This window comes from Burkholderia sp. MS455, from assembly GCF_016899445.1.
In the GTDB taxonomy this organism is placed as follows: Bacteria; Pseudomonadota; Gammaproteobacteria; order Burkholderiales; family Burkholderiaceae; genus Burkholderia; species Burkholderia pyrrocinia_C.
The window spans coordinates 2,682,324-2,695,014 of sequence record NZ_CP041778.1 but is presented as its reverse complement, the minus strand read 5'-3'; the positions used below and the strand labels follow the sequence as shown (position 1 = coordinate 2,695,014).

Below are 12,691 nucleotides of genomic sequence, written 5' to 3'. Positions count from 1 at the left end.
TCCTTTAAAACACCGGGTTGTAGCGGCCGAGCTCGACCTGCACCGACTTGATCCGAGTGTAGTGCTCGAGCGTCGTGATGCCGTTCTCGCGTCCGACACCGGATTGCTTGTATCCGCCAACCGGCATCTCGGCCGGCGATTCGCCCCACGTGTTGATCCAGCAGATGCCGGCTTCGAGGCGATGGATCGTGCGGTGCGCGCGCGACAGGTTCTCGGTCACGACGCCGGCCGCGAGGCCGTAGTGCGTGTCGTTCGCGCGGGCGATCACTTCGTCCTCCGATTCGAAATCGAGGATGCTCATCACCGGCCCGAAGATTTCCTCGCGGACGATCTTCATGTCGTCGCGGCAGTCGCCGAACACGGTCGGCGCGACGTACTGGCCGCTGCCGAAGTGGCCGTCGGTCAGGCGCGTGCCGCCGGCGAGCAGCTTCGCGCCTTCGGCCTTGCCGCTTTCGATGAAACCGAGCACCTTGTCGAGCTGTGAGGCCGACACGAGCGGGCCGAAGTTGGTGTCGGCATCGGTCGGCTTGCCGACGCGGATGCGCTTCACGCGCTCGAGCACGCGCTGCGTGAACGCGTCCTTGATCGAGCGGTGCACGAACACGCGCGTGCCGTTCGTGCAGACCTGGCCCGAGCTGAAGAAGTTGGCGGTCACCGCGATGTCGGCCGCGCGGTCGAGGTCCGCATCGTCGAACACGATCAGCGGCGACTTGCCGCCGAGCTCCATCGTCACTTCCTTCAGCGACGATGCGCCGGCCAGCGACATCACCTTCTTGCCCGTCTCGACGCCGCCGGTGAACGACACCTTCGCGATGTCCGGGTGGCCCGTGAGCAGCGCGCCGACCGAGCCGTCGCCCTGCACGACGTTGAACACACCGGCCGGCACGCCGGCTTCCGTATAGATTTCCGCGAGCTTCAGCGCCGTCAGCGGCGTGACTTCGCTTGGCTTGAACACCATTGCGTTGCCGGCCGCGAGCGCGGGCGCGGTCTTCCAGCACGCGATCTGGATCGGGTAGTTCCATGCGCCGATGCCCGCGCACACGCCGAGCGGCTCGCGGCGCGTATAGACGAACGAATCGGCGCGCAGCGGCACCTGCAGCCCTTCGATCGCGGTCGCGAGGCCCGCGTAGTACTCGATCACGTCCGCGCCGGTGACGATGTCGACCGCGAGTGTTTCGCCGATCGGCTTGCCGGTGTCGCGCGTTTCCAGCGCCGCGAGCTCGTCGTTGCGCTCGCGCAGCAGGTCGACCGCGCGGCGCAGGATGCGCGAGCGCTGCATCGCGGTCATCGCAGCCCATTCGCGCTGGCCTTCCTGCGCGGACGCAACCGCGCGGTCGACGTCGGCCGCGCTCGCCTGCTGCACCTGCGCGAGCAGCTCGCCGGTGGCGGGATCGAAGGTGTCGAAAGTCTTGCCGCTCGTGGCGTCGACGTAACCGCCGCCGATGTAGAGGCGCTGCAAACCGAATACGGACATGAGGATCTCCTTGAGGGCGACTGCGTGCGCGTCAGTCGGACGCGAGCAGCAGGTCGATGTAATCGTGGGCGAGCTTCAGCGCCGCCCGGGTGTCGATGGGGCCGCCGGCGAGCGCGCCGCGCAGCCACAGGCCGTCGATCAGCGCGGCGAGGCCGCTGGCGGCTTCGCGCGCCTTCGTGCGCGGCAACGCCTTCGCGAATTCCGCGCACAGGTTCGAATGAAGGCGCCGCGTGTTGACGTGCTGCAGGCGCTTGAGCATCGGGTCGTGCATGCTTTGCGACCAGAACGCGAGCCACGTCTTCATCACGGGCGCGCTGACTTGCGTCTCGTCGAAGTTCGCGGCGACGACTGCACGCAGCCGCGAACGCGGATCCTTGCGTGCCGCCACGCGGCGGCGCGTGGTGGCCGACCACAGGTCGCGCAGCACGTGCCGCATCGTCGCTTCGAGCAGGCCGTCCTTGTCGCCGAAGTAGTGGCTGACGATGCCCGTCGAGATCTTCGCGCGTTGCGCGACCGATGCGAGCGTCGTGCCGGGCAGGCCCGCTTCGTCGATCGAACGCAGCGTGGCGTCGATCAACTGCGCGCGGCGTATCTCCCGCATTCCGACTTTCGGCATCGCGACTCCCTTCGCCCGGACGGGCCATCCATGGAAGTCGAGAGCTTAGCGGTTTTTTATTGAACGATCAATCAACAAAAAATCGGGGGTCTGACGATGACAGGGTCTCGGCGGTGTGTGGCGGATCGACCGCTTGCCGCGATGTGCAGATGCGGAAAAACGAATTGAAAGACGGTTAAGTAAGCTGGAGTTTGTTTAAAACGGTTTGTGAAAAATGGTGCAATGCGCTGGAAAATTTCAAGGTGCGTTTCTATTACGAAATGAAAGAGTGTGGATGTCTGTAATATTATTCGCGATGTGGAATGGCGAGTGATGGCGGTGAAGATGGGTAAATTCAGGAAGTCCGTTTTAATCAGTCGATTAAAATGGAATATCACTTTGAATTTAAAGAGAAATACTTGATTTCCCTATGCCGGGGAGCGATGCTCGCAAACGATTGCTAGCGCCTTTGTAGCGATCCCTCATACCATATAAATTGATAAAAAAATTTGAATTCGTTGTATTCCCGGGTCGAGTAGAGGGAATCGTTGAGTGACTTGAGTCAGTAATATTGTCCGTATTAGTATGGCGTCGCACTACGAGGAATGAATTGGCGCCGCCGGTATTTGCCGCGGTGCGTCGGCAATGGGCGCGACGAAGGACCGCGCGCGGGGCCGGCACCCGCCATTGCGCACCTGCAGCATGCCGCGACGTCGAGACGCCGCATCCACCGGAGAACGACGATGCCGACCGAAAAACACGTGGTCCCGCTGCCGAATGGTCTGAAGGTCTACGTCGAACGGAACGTGTTCGACCCGGCGTTCGACACGGCGATGCTCGTCAACGGCGCGCTCGCGACGACCGCGTCGTTCGGGCAGACCGTCCAGTATCTGGGCGAGCGGATGAACACGATCTGCTTCGACCTGCCGTACGCGGGGCAGTCGCGCCAGCACAATCCGGGCTGCTTCATCCTGACCAAGGACGACGAAGCCGCGATCCTCCAGCATCTGGTCGAGCGCTTCGCGCCGGCATTCCTCGTGTCGGTGTCGTGGGGCGGCGTTGCGTCGCTGTTCGCGCTCGCGCGCGGCTGCCCGAGCGTGCGGCGCGCGGCGATCTGCTCGTTCTCGCCGTTCCTGAACGACGCGATGGTCGACTACGTGACGCGCGCACGCGATCACATCGCGGCCGGCGAGAACCTGAAGGCCGCGCAGCTGCTGAACGACACCGTCGGCCGCTACCTGCCGCGCATCATGAAGCTGTACAACTACCGGTATCTCACGCGCCTGCCGCGCGACGAGCAGGACCAGGTCGCGTTCCACGTCGACCAGATCCTGTCGCTGCAGCCCGAGCGCTACTTCAGCGAGTTCTCGAACATCGGCTGCGAGCTGCTGTTCCTGAACGGCGAGCGCGACGAATACACGACGCCGGCCGACGTTCGCCAGCTCGGCGCGCACGTGCCGCGCGCGCGGTTCGCGACGGTGCCGGACGCCGGCCATTTCCTCGACATCGAAGGCCGCGCGCAGCGCGAACACACGCGGGCGGCGCTGCTCGACTTCTTCTGCGACGGGTCGCCGGTCGCGGCCGGCATGGCGCACGCCGCCGCGCATGCGTGCGTGCCCGCGCCGATCCACGCGCTGTCGTCGTGACGCCGAACGTCGTGCCGTGGGCCCGGTCCGCGCACCCGAATTCCCATCCCAACGAGGCAGGCCAGCCGTGAATATCGTTCAGACCATCGCCATCGTCGTTCCCTGGGCCGCATGGCTCGCGTACTGGATCGCCACGTCGCAGGGCGTGAAGACGACCGTGCGCAAGGAGGCGTCGCGCTCGCGCACGCTGCAGTCGATTCCGCTGATCGTCGGCGGCGCGCTGATCATCCTGCCCGATCCGGCATGGCAGGCGCTCGTGCCGGACTGGCAGCGCTTCGGCCTGCAGGCGCAGTGCGGGCTCGCGGTGCTGGTCGCGGGCCTGCTGTTCTCGGTGTGGGCGCGGCTGCATCTCGGCACGAACTGGAGCGTGTCGGTCACGCTGAAGGAGGACCACGAACTCGTCCGCACGGGGCCGTACGCGCTCGTGCGTCACCCGATCTACACGGGCTGCCTGCTCGCGCTCGTCGGCGCCGCGTTGATCGGCGGCGAATGGCGCGGCGCGATCGGCGTGCTGCTCGTGTTCGCGTCGCTCGCGTACAAGGTGCGCGTCGAGGAGAGCTGGCTGACCGGGCATTTCGGGCCGGCGTACACGCAGTACCGCCGCGAAGTCGCGGCGCTGATTCCCGGCTTCTACTGATTCCCGCGAGGCGCGCGATGGCGAAGATGATCGTGACCGCGATCGGCTCGGCGGGCGACGTGCATCCGTTGCTCGGCGTCGCGCGCACGCTCGCGGCGCGCGGTCACGCCGTCGTGTTCTGCACGCACGCGCCGTTCGAGGCGGCCGTGCGCCGTTGCGGTTTCGCATTCGTGCCGGTCGGCACCGCGGCCGAATACGAGGCCGCGATGGCGAACCCCGCGCTGTGGGACCCGCGCACGTCGTTCCGCACGCTGTGGCAGGTGATCGCGCCGATGCTGCGCCCGCATTACGAGGCGCTGCATGCGCTGACCGACGACGATACGGTGCTCGTCGGCACGCTGTGGGCGTTCTCCGCGCGTTTCATGCAGGAGCTGCACGGCACGCCGTACGTGTCGGTGCAGGTGTCGCCGTCGACGCTGCTGTCCGCGCATGCTCCGCCGACGCACCCGCGCCTGACGATTCCCGCGCGCTGGCCGCTGCCGGTGAAGGCGGCGCTGATGACGCTGATCGAGCGACAGGTGCTCGACCGCGTATGCGGCCCCGCGCTCGACGCGGTGCGTCGCGAACTCGGGCTCGCGCCCGCGCGGCGCGTGCTCGGCCGCTGGCTGCATTCGACCGACGGCGTGCTGTGTCTGTTTCCCGGCTGGTTCGCGCCGCCGCAGCCCGACTGGCCGTCGAATCATTTGCAAAGCGGCTTCCCGCTGTTCAACGACATCGCGGCGCCTGACGAAGATGCGGAACTCGATGCGTTTCTTGCGGCCGGCGAGCCGCCGGTCGTGTTCACGGCCGGCTCGACGCTCGTCGATCACGCTGCGTATGCGCGCGCGGCGGCGGACGCGCTGCGCGCGACGGGCGCGCGCGGGATCCTGCTGACGCCGCACGATGCCGCGCCGGACGGCAACCGGTTGCTCGTGCGCCGCTTCGTGCCGATGCGCACGCTGCTGCCGCGTTGCCGCGCGCTCGTGCATCACGGCGGGATCGGCACCGCGGCGCTCGCATACGAGGCGGGGATCGTGCAGGTCGTGACGCCGTTCGCGCACGACCAGTTCGACAACGCGCAACGCGTCGCGGCGAGCGGCTGCGGCGTGCGTGTCGATGGCCCGATCGATGGCGCGCGTCTCGGCGCGGCGCTTGCGCACGTGCTCGACGAACCTGCATTCGCGGTGCATGCGGAGCGCGCGCGCGCGCTGCTCGCCGCCGCGCCGGACGGCTGTCATGCGGCCGCCGATTTCATCGAACGGTTCGCGCCGAAGCGCGGGCGGGCGACCAAGCGGGCCGATGTCGCGGTGGTCGGCGCATGAGCACCGCGTCGCCGCTTCGCGATGCGCCCGGCGTGCCGTCCGCATTCGACGCACCGGCCCCCACGCCGGCCGCGCAGCCGGTGCGCGGCATCCGGCTCGCGCTGCTGACGTTCGCGCTGTCGCTCGCGACCTTCATCGAGGTGCTCGACTCGACCGTGACGAACGTCGCGGTGCCGGCGATCTCCGGCAGTCTCGGCGTATCGAACAGCCAGGGCACGTGGGTGATCAGCTCGTATTCGGTCGCGGCTGCGATCGCGGTGCCGCTGACCGGCTGGCTCGCGCGCCGCGTCGGCGAATTGCGGCTGTTCGTCGGCGCGGTGCTGCTGTTCACGCTGACGTCGCTGCTGTGCGGGCTCGCGCGCGACCTGCACGTGCTGGTGATCTGCCGCGCGCTGCAGGGGCTGTGCTCGGGGCCGATGGTGCCGTTGTCGCAGACGATCCTGCTGCGCACGTTCCCGCCGGACAAGCGCACGATCGCACTTGCGCTGTGGGCGATGACGGTGCTGCTCGCGCCGATCTTCGGGCCGGTGGTCGGCGGCTGGATCGTCGACAACTTCTCGTGGCCGTGGATCTTCCTGATCAATTTGCCGATCGGACTGTTCTCGTTCGCGGTGTGCACCGCGATGCTGCGCCCCGACGCGCAGCGCGGCGCGGCCGGACCGATCGACGTGCCGGGCATCGTGCTGCTGGTGATCGGCGTCGGCTCGCTGCAGGCGATGCTCGATCTCGGCCACGATCGCGGCTGGTTCGATTCGCCGCTGATCGTCACGCTCGCGGTGGTCTCGGCGCTCGCGATCGTGTCGCTGCTGATCTGGGAGGCGGGCGAAGCGCACCCCGTCGTCGATCTCGGCCTGTTTCGCGACCGCACGTTCTCGTTCTGCGTGCTGATCATCTCGCTTGGCATGATGAGCTTCTCGGTGGTCGGCGTCGTGTTCCCGCTGTGGATGCAGGCCGTGATGGGCTACAACGCGTTTCATGCCGGGCTCGCGACCGCATCGCTCGGCGTGCTCGCGCTCGTGTTCTCGATCCTCGTCGGGCTGCATGCGCACCGCTTCGACGCGCGCGTGCTCGCGACGTTCGGCTTCCTCGTGTTCGCGGCCGTGCTCGCGTGGGACGCGCATTTCACGCTGAAGATGACGTTCGCGCAGATCGCCGCGCCGGGGCTGATCCAGGGGATCGGGTTGCCGTGCTTCTTCATTCCGCTGACCGCCGCGACGCTGTCGCGCATTCCGGACGACCGGCTCGCCGCCGCGTCGAGCCTGTCGAACTTCCTGCGCACGCTGTCGGCCGCGTTCGGCACCGCGATGAGCGTGACGCTGTGGGACAACCGCGCGACCTATCACTACGACGTCGTGTCGCAATCCGTCACGCATGCGTCGGCGAATACGCAGCGCTTCGTGCACACGCTGAACGCGATGGGCGTGGACGGCGTGCGCGAGCTGACGACGCTGCACCAGGTCGTAATGCAGCAGGCTTACATGATGGCGACGAACGACATGTTCTGGATGGCGAGCATGACCTGCCTCGTGCTCGCCGCGATGATGTGGCTGACGCGGCCGAAGCGCGGCGCGGCGGCGTCCTTCGGGCATTGAGGAGACGAACATGACGACACTCGGCGCACTCGTGATCCTGTATCACCCGAGCGATGCGCAGCTCGAAGCGCTCGGCGCGTGGCGGCACGCGTGCGACGCGTTGCTCGTCGTCGACAACACGCCGCAACCCGATGCGCGGGCGCGCGACCTGTGTGCGCGCGAAGGCATCGCGCTGCTGCATCACGGCAACCGCGGCGGGATCGCGGGCGCATATAACGCGGGGCTCGCGGCGCTGTTTCGCGATCGCATCGATGCGGTCGCGCTGTTCGATCAGGATTCGACGGTGCCGGCCGCGTATTTCCCGGCGATGCGCGATGTCTGCGCGGGGCTCGCGGGGCGCGCGTTCCTTGCCGGCCCGCGCATCTTCGACGAGAACGCGCGCAGCTTCCTGCCCGAACTGTCGACCAACGGGATCGGGCTGCGCCGCCTGCGCATCGAGCCGGGTGCGCCGCTGCAGCGCTGCGCGTTCCTGATCTCGTCGGGCTGCGTCGTGTCGCGCGCCGCGTTCGACGTGCTCGGCCGGTTCGACGAGACGCTGTTCATCGATCACGTCGATACCGAATACAGCTTCCGCGCGCTCGCGCGCAACGTGCCGCTCTATGTCGTGCCGTCGCTGGTGCTGCCGCACCGGATCGGCGCGAAGCAGCGTCATGCGATCGGCCCTTTTGAAATGACGTCGATGAATCATTCGTGGCAACGGCGCTACTACAGCGCACGCAATGCGGTGCAGCTCGGAATGCAGTACGGGCTGCGCTTTCCGGTGGCGATCGTGCCGAACCTGCTGACCGTGTGGCAGGTCGTGCAGATCGCGCTCGTCGAGCGCGACAAGCGCGCGAAGCTCGCCGGCATCCTGTTCGGTGTCGCCGATGGCCTGTTTGGCCGGCTCGGTCCGCTCGAACGCACGCGGCCGCGGCTGGCCGCACGCGCGCAGCGCATTCGGCAGGGATGAGGGGCGCGATGCGGCATGTGAAGAAAGCGGCGGGTTTGGCGTGTGGCGTGCAACGCGGCTCGATGATCGCGGCGGCGGCCGTGCTGCTGGCATTGGGCGGATGCGTGCCGTCGGGCTTCCTGCCTTCGCTGTCGCTGCGCGCGCCGGCCGGCGACGCGCTCGCGCACACGGCCGGCCCCGGCGCGAACGGCGCGTGGCCCGCGCCCGACTGGGTGAAGCAGTTGCAGGATCCGCAGCTCGACGAGCTGGTGACGGAGGCATCGCAGAACAACCCCGATCTGCAGGTCGCGCAGGCGCGGCTGCGGATCGCACAGGCGCAGCTTCAGCAGTTCGATTCGCTGACGGGGCTGACTGGCACGGCTGGAGCCACGATCAGCCGCGCGCGGATGCCGAAGCCCGGCGACATCGCCGACGTAACGGCCGCCGGATACCGCGTGCCGGTCGAGATTTTCGGCGATCCGAACGTATCGCCGTCGTCGGTGTTCGTCGGGCTGAACTACCAGCTCGACCTGTGGGGGAAGAACCGCGCGGCGACGAAGAGCCTGATGTCGCTGCGCGATGCGGCTGGCGTCGAGGCCGAACAGGTGCGGCTCACGCTCGCCGTCGCGATCGTCACCGTGTACTGCCAGCTCGACCAGGCGTATGCGGTGCGCGATCTGCTGCAGCAGAAGCTGAAGATCAGCCAGCGCGTGACGGCCGTGCTGCGCGAGCGCACCGCGCGCGGCCTCGACAACGCGTACGACGCGAGCGATGCATCGATCAAGCGCAGCCGCCTGCTCGAACAGATCGCGCTGAACGACGAGCAGATCAAGCTCGCGCAACTGCAGCTCGGCGTGCTGTCGGGCCGCGGCCCCGAGCGCGGGCTCGCGCTGCAGCGGCCGCGCGTCGGTGCGTTCGCGGGCAGCGCCGTGCCCGCGCGACTGCCGGCCGACCTGCTCGGCCGCCGGCCCGACATCGTCGCCGCACGGCTGCGCGTCGAAGCCGCGTTCGCGAATGCCGATTCGACGCGCGCGCAGTTTTATCCGGACGTGAACCTCGTCGCGCTCGGCGGCGTCTTTGCGCTCACGCCTGCGTCGCTGTTCTCGCGCGATTCGCTGGCAGGTTCCGTCGGCCCCGCGATCTCGCTGCCGATCTTCGATCGCGGTCGGCTCAAAGCGAAGCTCGGTGCGGATGTCGCGCAGGCCGATGTCGCGATCGGGCTGTACAACAAGACCGTCGACGACGCGCTCGGGCAGGTTGCGCAGATCGTCACGTCGCTGCAAACGTCGCAGACGCTCGTCACGCAGCAGCAGGACGCGGTGGCGGCCGCGCAGAAGATCGTGCAGATCGCGGCCGACCGCCACCGGCGCGGCGTGCTGATGCAGAAGGATGTCGATGTCGCGGATCTCACGCTGATCGACGAGCGCGCGCAGATGATCGCGCTGCTCGGCCGGCAGCGGACGCTGCGCGTCGGGCTGATCGGCGCGCTCGGCGGCGGATTCGATGCGGGCGCAACGGTTGCGCAGGCGCCGGCCGTGCATCAGGCGCGCAGCGGGGCGGCGAGGCGCGGCGCTGCGACCGCTGGTGCCGCGAGCCGGGCGGTGGCGGGTACGTCGAACGATGCGCGCTCGGGTAGCGTGGCAGTACCGCCGGTTACCGGCACGACGAGTGCCGCACCCGCATCCGCACAGCGCAACGACGCGGCGCGTCCGTCGACGGTCGGTGCGACCAACCCCGGCGCGACGCCTCGCGGTGTGCCTGTTCTCGCGCGCACGGCATCGGCGAGCCCGGCGCCGGCGCCGGGTGCGTCGGTCACGCCGGCGATACCCGTCTTCCAGCACGATCGTCTGATCGTTACGCAAAGCGACTGATGCACCACGACAACCTTCATACCGCCGCGCAGCCGGCCGCGCTGAACGATCCGGCACTCGATGCGCGCCGCGCGACGCGCCGCAAGCGCTTCACCGTGTTCTGCGCGGTCGTGCTGCTGGCCGCGCTCGCATGGGTCGCGTACTGGCTGTTGAGCGACCGCTATTATGAAGATACCGACGACGCGTATGTCGCGGGCAGCATCGTGCAGGTCGCCGCGCAGATTCCGGGTGCCGTGACCGACGTGCTGGTTGCCGATACGCAGGCCGTGCGCGCCGGGCAGACGCTCGTGCGGCTCGACGACACCGAGGCGTCCGTCGCATTCGCGCAGGCGAAGGCGCAGCTCGCTCAGGCCGTGCGGCAAGTCGCTAACGCGAAGATCTCGAACACGATGTACGTCGAGGCCGTGAACGCGCGGCGCGCCGACCTGTCGCTTGCGCAGCGTGCATGGGTTGCGCGCTCGGGCGCGTCGGTCGAGATCGTCGCGCCCGAGGAGCTGGCGCGTGCGCGCGCGGCGGTGGCCGGCGCGCAGGCGAATCTCGCGGCCGCGCAGGCGCAGCTCGATGCCGCGCGCGCGCTCGGCAGCAAGCTGCCGGTCGACGAAAGCCCGGCCGTCGTGCAGGCGGCCGCGCAGTTCAAGCTCGCGTACCGGAACCTGAAGCGCACGACGATCGTCGCGCCCGTCGACGGCACGATCGGGCAACGCTCGGTGCAGGTCGGCCAGCAGGTCGGGCCCGGCGTGCCGCTGATGTCGGTCGTGCAGTTGAACCGGCTGTGGATCGAGGCGAATTTCAAGGAAGGGCAGATCCGCCACATGCGCGTCGGGCAGCCGGTCGAGATCGTGTCGGACCTGTACGGCACGCGTGTTGCCTATCGCGGCCGCGTGCAGGGCTTCTCGGCGGGCACGGGCAGCGCGTTCTCGATGCTGCCGTCGCAGAACGCGGCCGGCAACTGGATCAAGGTCGTGCAGCGCGTGCCGGTCGTGATCGCGATCGATTCGCGCGATCTCGCCGCGCATCCGCTGCGCGTCGGGCTGTCGATGCGTGCGACGGTCGACACGCACGACCGCAACGGCCATGCGCTCGACAGCGAACCGCCGACGCCCGCAGTCAGCACGCGCGTGCACGACGGCGTCGCGAGCGAGGCCGAAGCGGCTGCTGCTGCGATCATTCGCGAGAATCAGGGCGGGTAACGCCTGCCGAAAAGTGGAGGGCAGGCCGCCATGGGCGGTCCGACCCCCGGTATATCCCGCCGCACACTGACTTTCCGTCGTTTCCCGCCCGGTTTTCGTATTTCCGCCATCGATGTCGGCGCCGTTCAAACGCATGTCGCGTTTGAGACATCGGCGCCCCTGCCTCCGGGACTACTCTCGAACAGCACGTTGCGTGCGCGCCGCATTGGCCGGCGCGCCGCCGCGCCATCCAACGAGACATGGAGACAATACGATGAACAGCAATCGAGGTGTCGTCTATCTTGGACCGGGCCAGGTCGAAGTCCAGAAAATCGATTATCCGAAGATGGTCGATCCGAGCGGCCGCGCGATCGGCCACGGCGTGATTCTGAAGGTGGTCAGCACGAACATCTGCGGTTCCGACCAGCACATGGTGCGCGGCCGCACGACCGCGCCGGTCGGCCTCGTGCTCGGTCACGAGATCACGGGCGAAGTGGTCGAAGTCGGCCGCGACGTCGAGACGCTGAAGATCGGCGATCTCGTGTCGGTGCCGTTCAACGTCGCGTGCGGCCGCTGTGCGATGTGCAAGGACACCCATACCGGCGTGTGCCTGAACGTGAATCCTTCGCGTGCCGGCGGTGCATACGGCTACGTCGACATGGGCGGCTGGATCGGCGGCCAGGCCGAATACGTGCTCGTGCCGTATGCCGATTTCAACCTGCTGAAATTCCCCGACCGCGACCAGGCGATGGCGAAGATCCGCGATCTGACCTGCCTGTCCGACATTTTGCCGACCGGCTATCACGGCGCGGTGAGCGCGGGCGTGAAGCCGGGCTCGACGGTCTATATCGCGGGCGCGGGCCCGGTCGGGATGGCGGCGGCCGCATCGGCACGCCTGCTCGGCGCGGCCGTGACGATCGTCGGCGACATGAACGCGGAGCGCCTCGCGCATGCGAGGGCGATGGGTTTCGAGACGGTCGACCTGTCGAAGGACGCATCGCTCGGCGAGCAGATCGAGCAGATTCTCGGCGTGCCCGAGATCGACTGCGCGGTCGACTGCGTCGGCTTCGAGGCGCACGGCCACGGTTCGTCGGGCCACTCGGAGGAAGCGCCCGCGACGGTGCTGAACTCGCTGATGGAAATCACGCGGCCGGCCGGCGCGATCGGCATCCCGGGCCTGTACGTGACCGACGATCCGGGCGCGAAGGACAAGGCCGCGCAGCACGGCAGCCTGAGCATCCGCTTCGGCCTCGGCTGGGCGAAGTCGCATTCGTTCTTCACGGGCCAGACGCCGGTGCTGAAGTACAACCGCAACCTGATGCAGGCAATCCTGTTCGACCGGCTGCCGATCGCGAAGATCGTCAACGTCGAAGTGATCTCGCTCGACCAGGCGCCGGAAGGCTACAAGAAGTTCGACGGCGGCGCGCCGCGCAAATTCGTCATCGACCCGCACGGCTTGCTGGCGGCCTGATGCGCTA

The 12,691-nt window shown here is 68.0% G+C and carries 10 protein-coding genes; 8 read left to right on the top strand and 2 right to left on the bottom strand.

Annotated elements, in window-relative coordinates:
- Nucleotides 1–4: 4 nt before the first annotated feature.
- Nucleotides 5–1,474 carry a betaine-aldehyde dehydrogenase gene (gene betB / locus FPJ27_RS16415; RefSeq protein ID WP_204421826.1) on the bottom strand — a complete coding sequence of 490 codons (1,470 nt, stop codon included), beginning with the start codon at nucleotides 1,472–1,474 and terminating at the stop codon, nucleotides 5–7.
- A gap of 31 nt (nucleotides 1,475–1,505) precedes the next feature.
- Nucleotides 1,506–2,090: a transcriptional regulator BetI gene (betI, locus tag FPJ27_RS16410; RefSeq protein ID WP_175962213.1), complete on the bottom strand. Its 585-nt coding sequence runs from the start codon at nucleotides 2,088–2,090 to the stop codon at nucleotides 1,506–1,508.
- A gap of 722 nt (nucleotides 2,091–2,812) precedes the next feature.
- Between betI and FPJ27_RS16405 the strand changes: the two genes are divergently transcribed.
- The 8 genes from FPJ27_RS16405 (at nucleotide 2,813) to fdhA (ending at nucleotide 12,684) form a co-directional block, all read left to right on the top strand.
- Complete coding sequence (locus tag FPJ27_RS16405) at nucleotides 2,813–3,715, top strand: alpha/beta hydrolase (protein WP_204421825.1); 903 nt, start codon at nucleotides 2,813–2,815, stop codon at nucleotides 3,713–3,715.
- 67 nt (nucleotides 3,716–3,782) lie between these two features.
- Nucleotides 3,783–4,352 carry an isoprenylcysteine carboxylmethyltransferase family protein gene (locus FPJ27_RS16400; RefSeq protein ID WP_204421824.1) on the top strand — a complete coding sequence of 190 codons (570 nt, stop codon included), beginning with the start codon at nucleotides 3,783–3,785 and terminating at the stop codon, nucleotides 4,350–4,352.
- Between the two features lie 17 nt (nucleotides 4,353–4,369).
- Nucleotides 4,370–5,653 carry a nucleotide disphospho-sugar-binding domain-containing protein gene (locus tag FPJ27_RS16395; RefSeq protein ID WP_204421823.1) on the top strand — a complete coding sequence of 428 codons (1,284 nt, stop codon included), beginning with the start codon at nucleotides 4,370–4,372 and terminating at the stop codon, nucleotides 5,651–5,653.
- On the top strand, nucleotides 5,650–7,245 hold the full coding sequence (locus tag FPJ27_RS16390) for a DHA2 family efflux MFS transporter permease subunit (protein ID WP_204421822.1): 1,596 nt from the start codon (nucleotides 5,650–5,652) through the stop codon (nucleotides 7,243–7,245). Before FPJ27_RS16395 ends, FPJ27_RS16390 begins: the two co-directional genes overlap by 4 nt.
- A gap of 10 nt (nucleotides 7,246–7,255) precedes the next feature.
- Nucleotides 7,256–8,194 carry a glycosyltransferase family 2 protein gene (locus FPJ27_RS16385; protein ID WP_204421821.1) on the top strand — a complete coding sequence of 313 codons (939 nt, stop codon included), beginning with the start codon at nucleotides 7,256–7,258 and terminating at the stop codon, nucleotides 8,192–8,194.
- Between the two features lie 8 nt (nucleotides 8,195–8,202).
- Nucleotides 8,203–10,044: an efflux transporter outer membrane subunit gene (locus tag FPJ27_RS16380; RefSeq protein ID WP_204421820.1), complete on the top strand. Its 1,842-nt coding sequence runs from the start codon at nucleotides 8,203–8,205 to the stop codon at nucleotides 10,042–10,044.
- Nucleotides 10,044–11,234 carry an HlyD family efflux transporter periplasmic adaptor subunit gene (locus tag FPJ27_RS16375; protein ID WP_204421819.1) on the top strand — a complete coding sequence of 397 codons (1,191 nt, stop codon included), beginning with the start codon at nucleotides 10,044–10,046 and terminating at the stop codon, nucleotides 11,232–11,234. The genes FPJ27_RS16380 and FPJ27_RS16375 overlap by 1 nt, the downstream gene beginning before the upstream one ends.
- 253 nt (nucleotides 11,235–11,487) lie before the next feature.
- On the top strand, nucleotides 11,488–12,684 hold the full coding sequence (gene fdhA / locus FPJ27_RS16370) for a formaldehyde dehydrogenase, glutathione-independent (RefSeq protein ID WP_204421818.1): 1,197 nt from the start codon (nucleotides 11,488–11,490) through the stop codon (nucleotides 12,682–12,684).
- Nucleotides 12,685–12,691: the final 7 nt, after the last annotated feature.

Bases quoted from the DNA above. Each gene is read 5' to 3' on its own strand.
- FPJ27_RS16390 (WP_204421822.1), top strand. From the start codon at position 5,650: ATGAGCACCGCGTCGCCGCTTCGCGATGCGCCCGGCGTGCCGTCCGCA.
- FPJ27_RS16405 (WP_204421825.1), top strand. From the start codon at position 2,813: ATGCCGACCGAAAAACACGTGGTCCCGCTGCCGAATGGTCTGAAGGTC.
- FPJ27_RS16385 (WP_204421821.1), top strand. From the start codon at position 7,256: ATGACGACACTCGGCGCACTCGTGATCCTGTATCACCCGAGCGATGCG.
- betI (WP_175962213.1), bottom strand. From the start codon at position 2,090: ATGCCGAAAGTCGGAATGCGGGAGATACGCCGCGCGCAGTTGATCGAC.
- betB (WP_204421826.1), bottom strand. From the start codon at position 1,474: ATGTCCGTATTCGGTTTGCAGCGCCTCTACATCGGCGGCGGTTACGTC.
- FPJ27_RS16380 (WP_204421820.1), top strand. From the start codon at position 8,203: ATGCGGCATGTGAAGAAAGCGGCGGGTTTGGCGTGTGGCGTGCAACGC.
- fdhA (WP_204421818.1), top strand. From the start codon at position 11,488: ATGAACAGCAATCGAGGTGTCGTCTATCTTGGACCGGGCCAGGTCGAA.
- FPJ27_RS16375 (WP_204421819.1), top strand. From the start codon at position 10,044: ATGCACCACGACAACCTTCATACCGCCGCGCAGCCGGCCGCGCTGAAC.
- FPJ27_RS16395 (WP_204421823.1), top strand. From the start codon at position 4,370: ATGGCGAAGATGATCGTGACCGCGATCGGCTCGGCGGGCGACGTGCAT.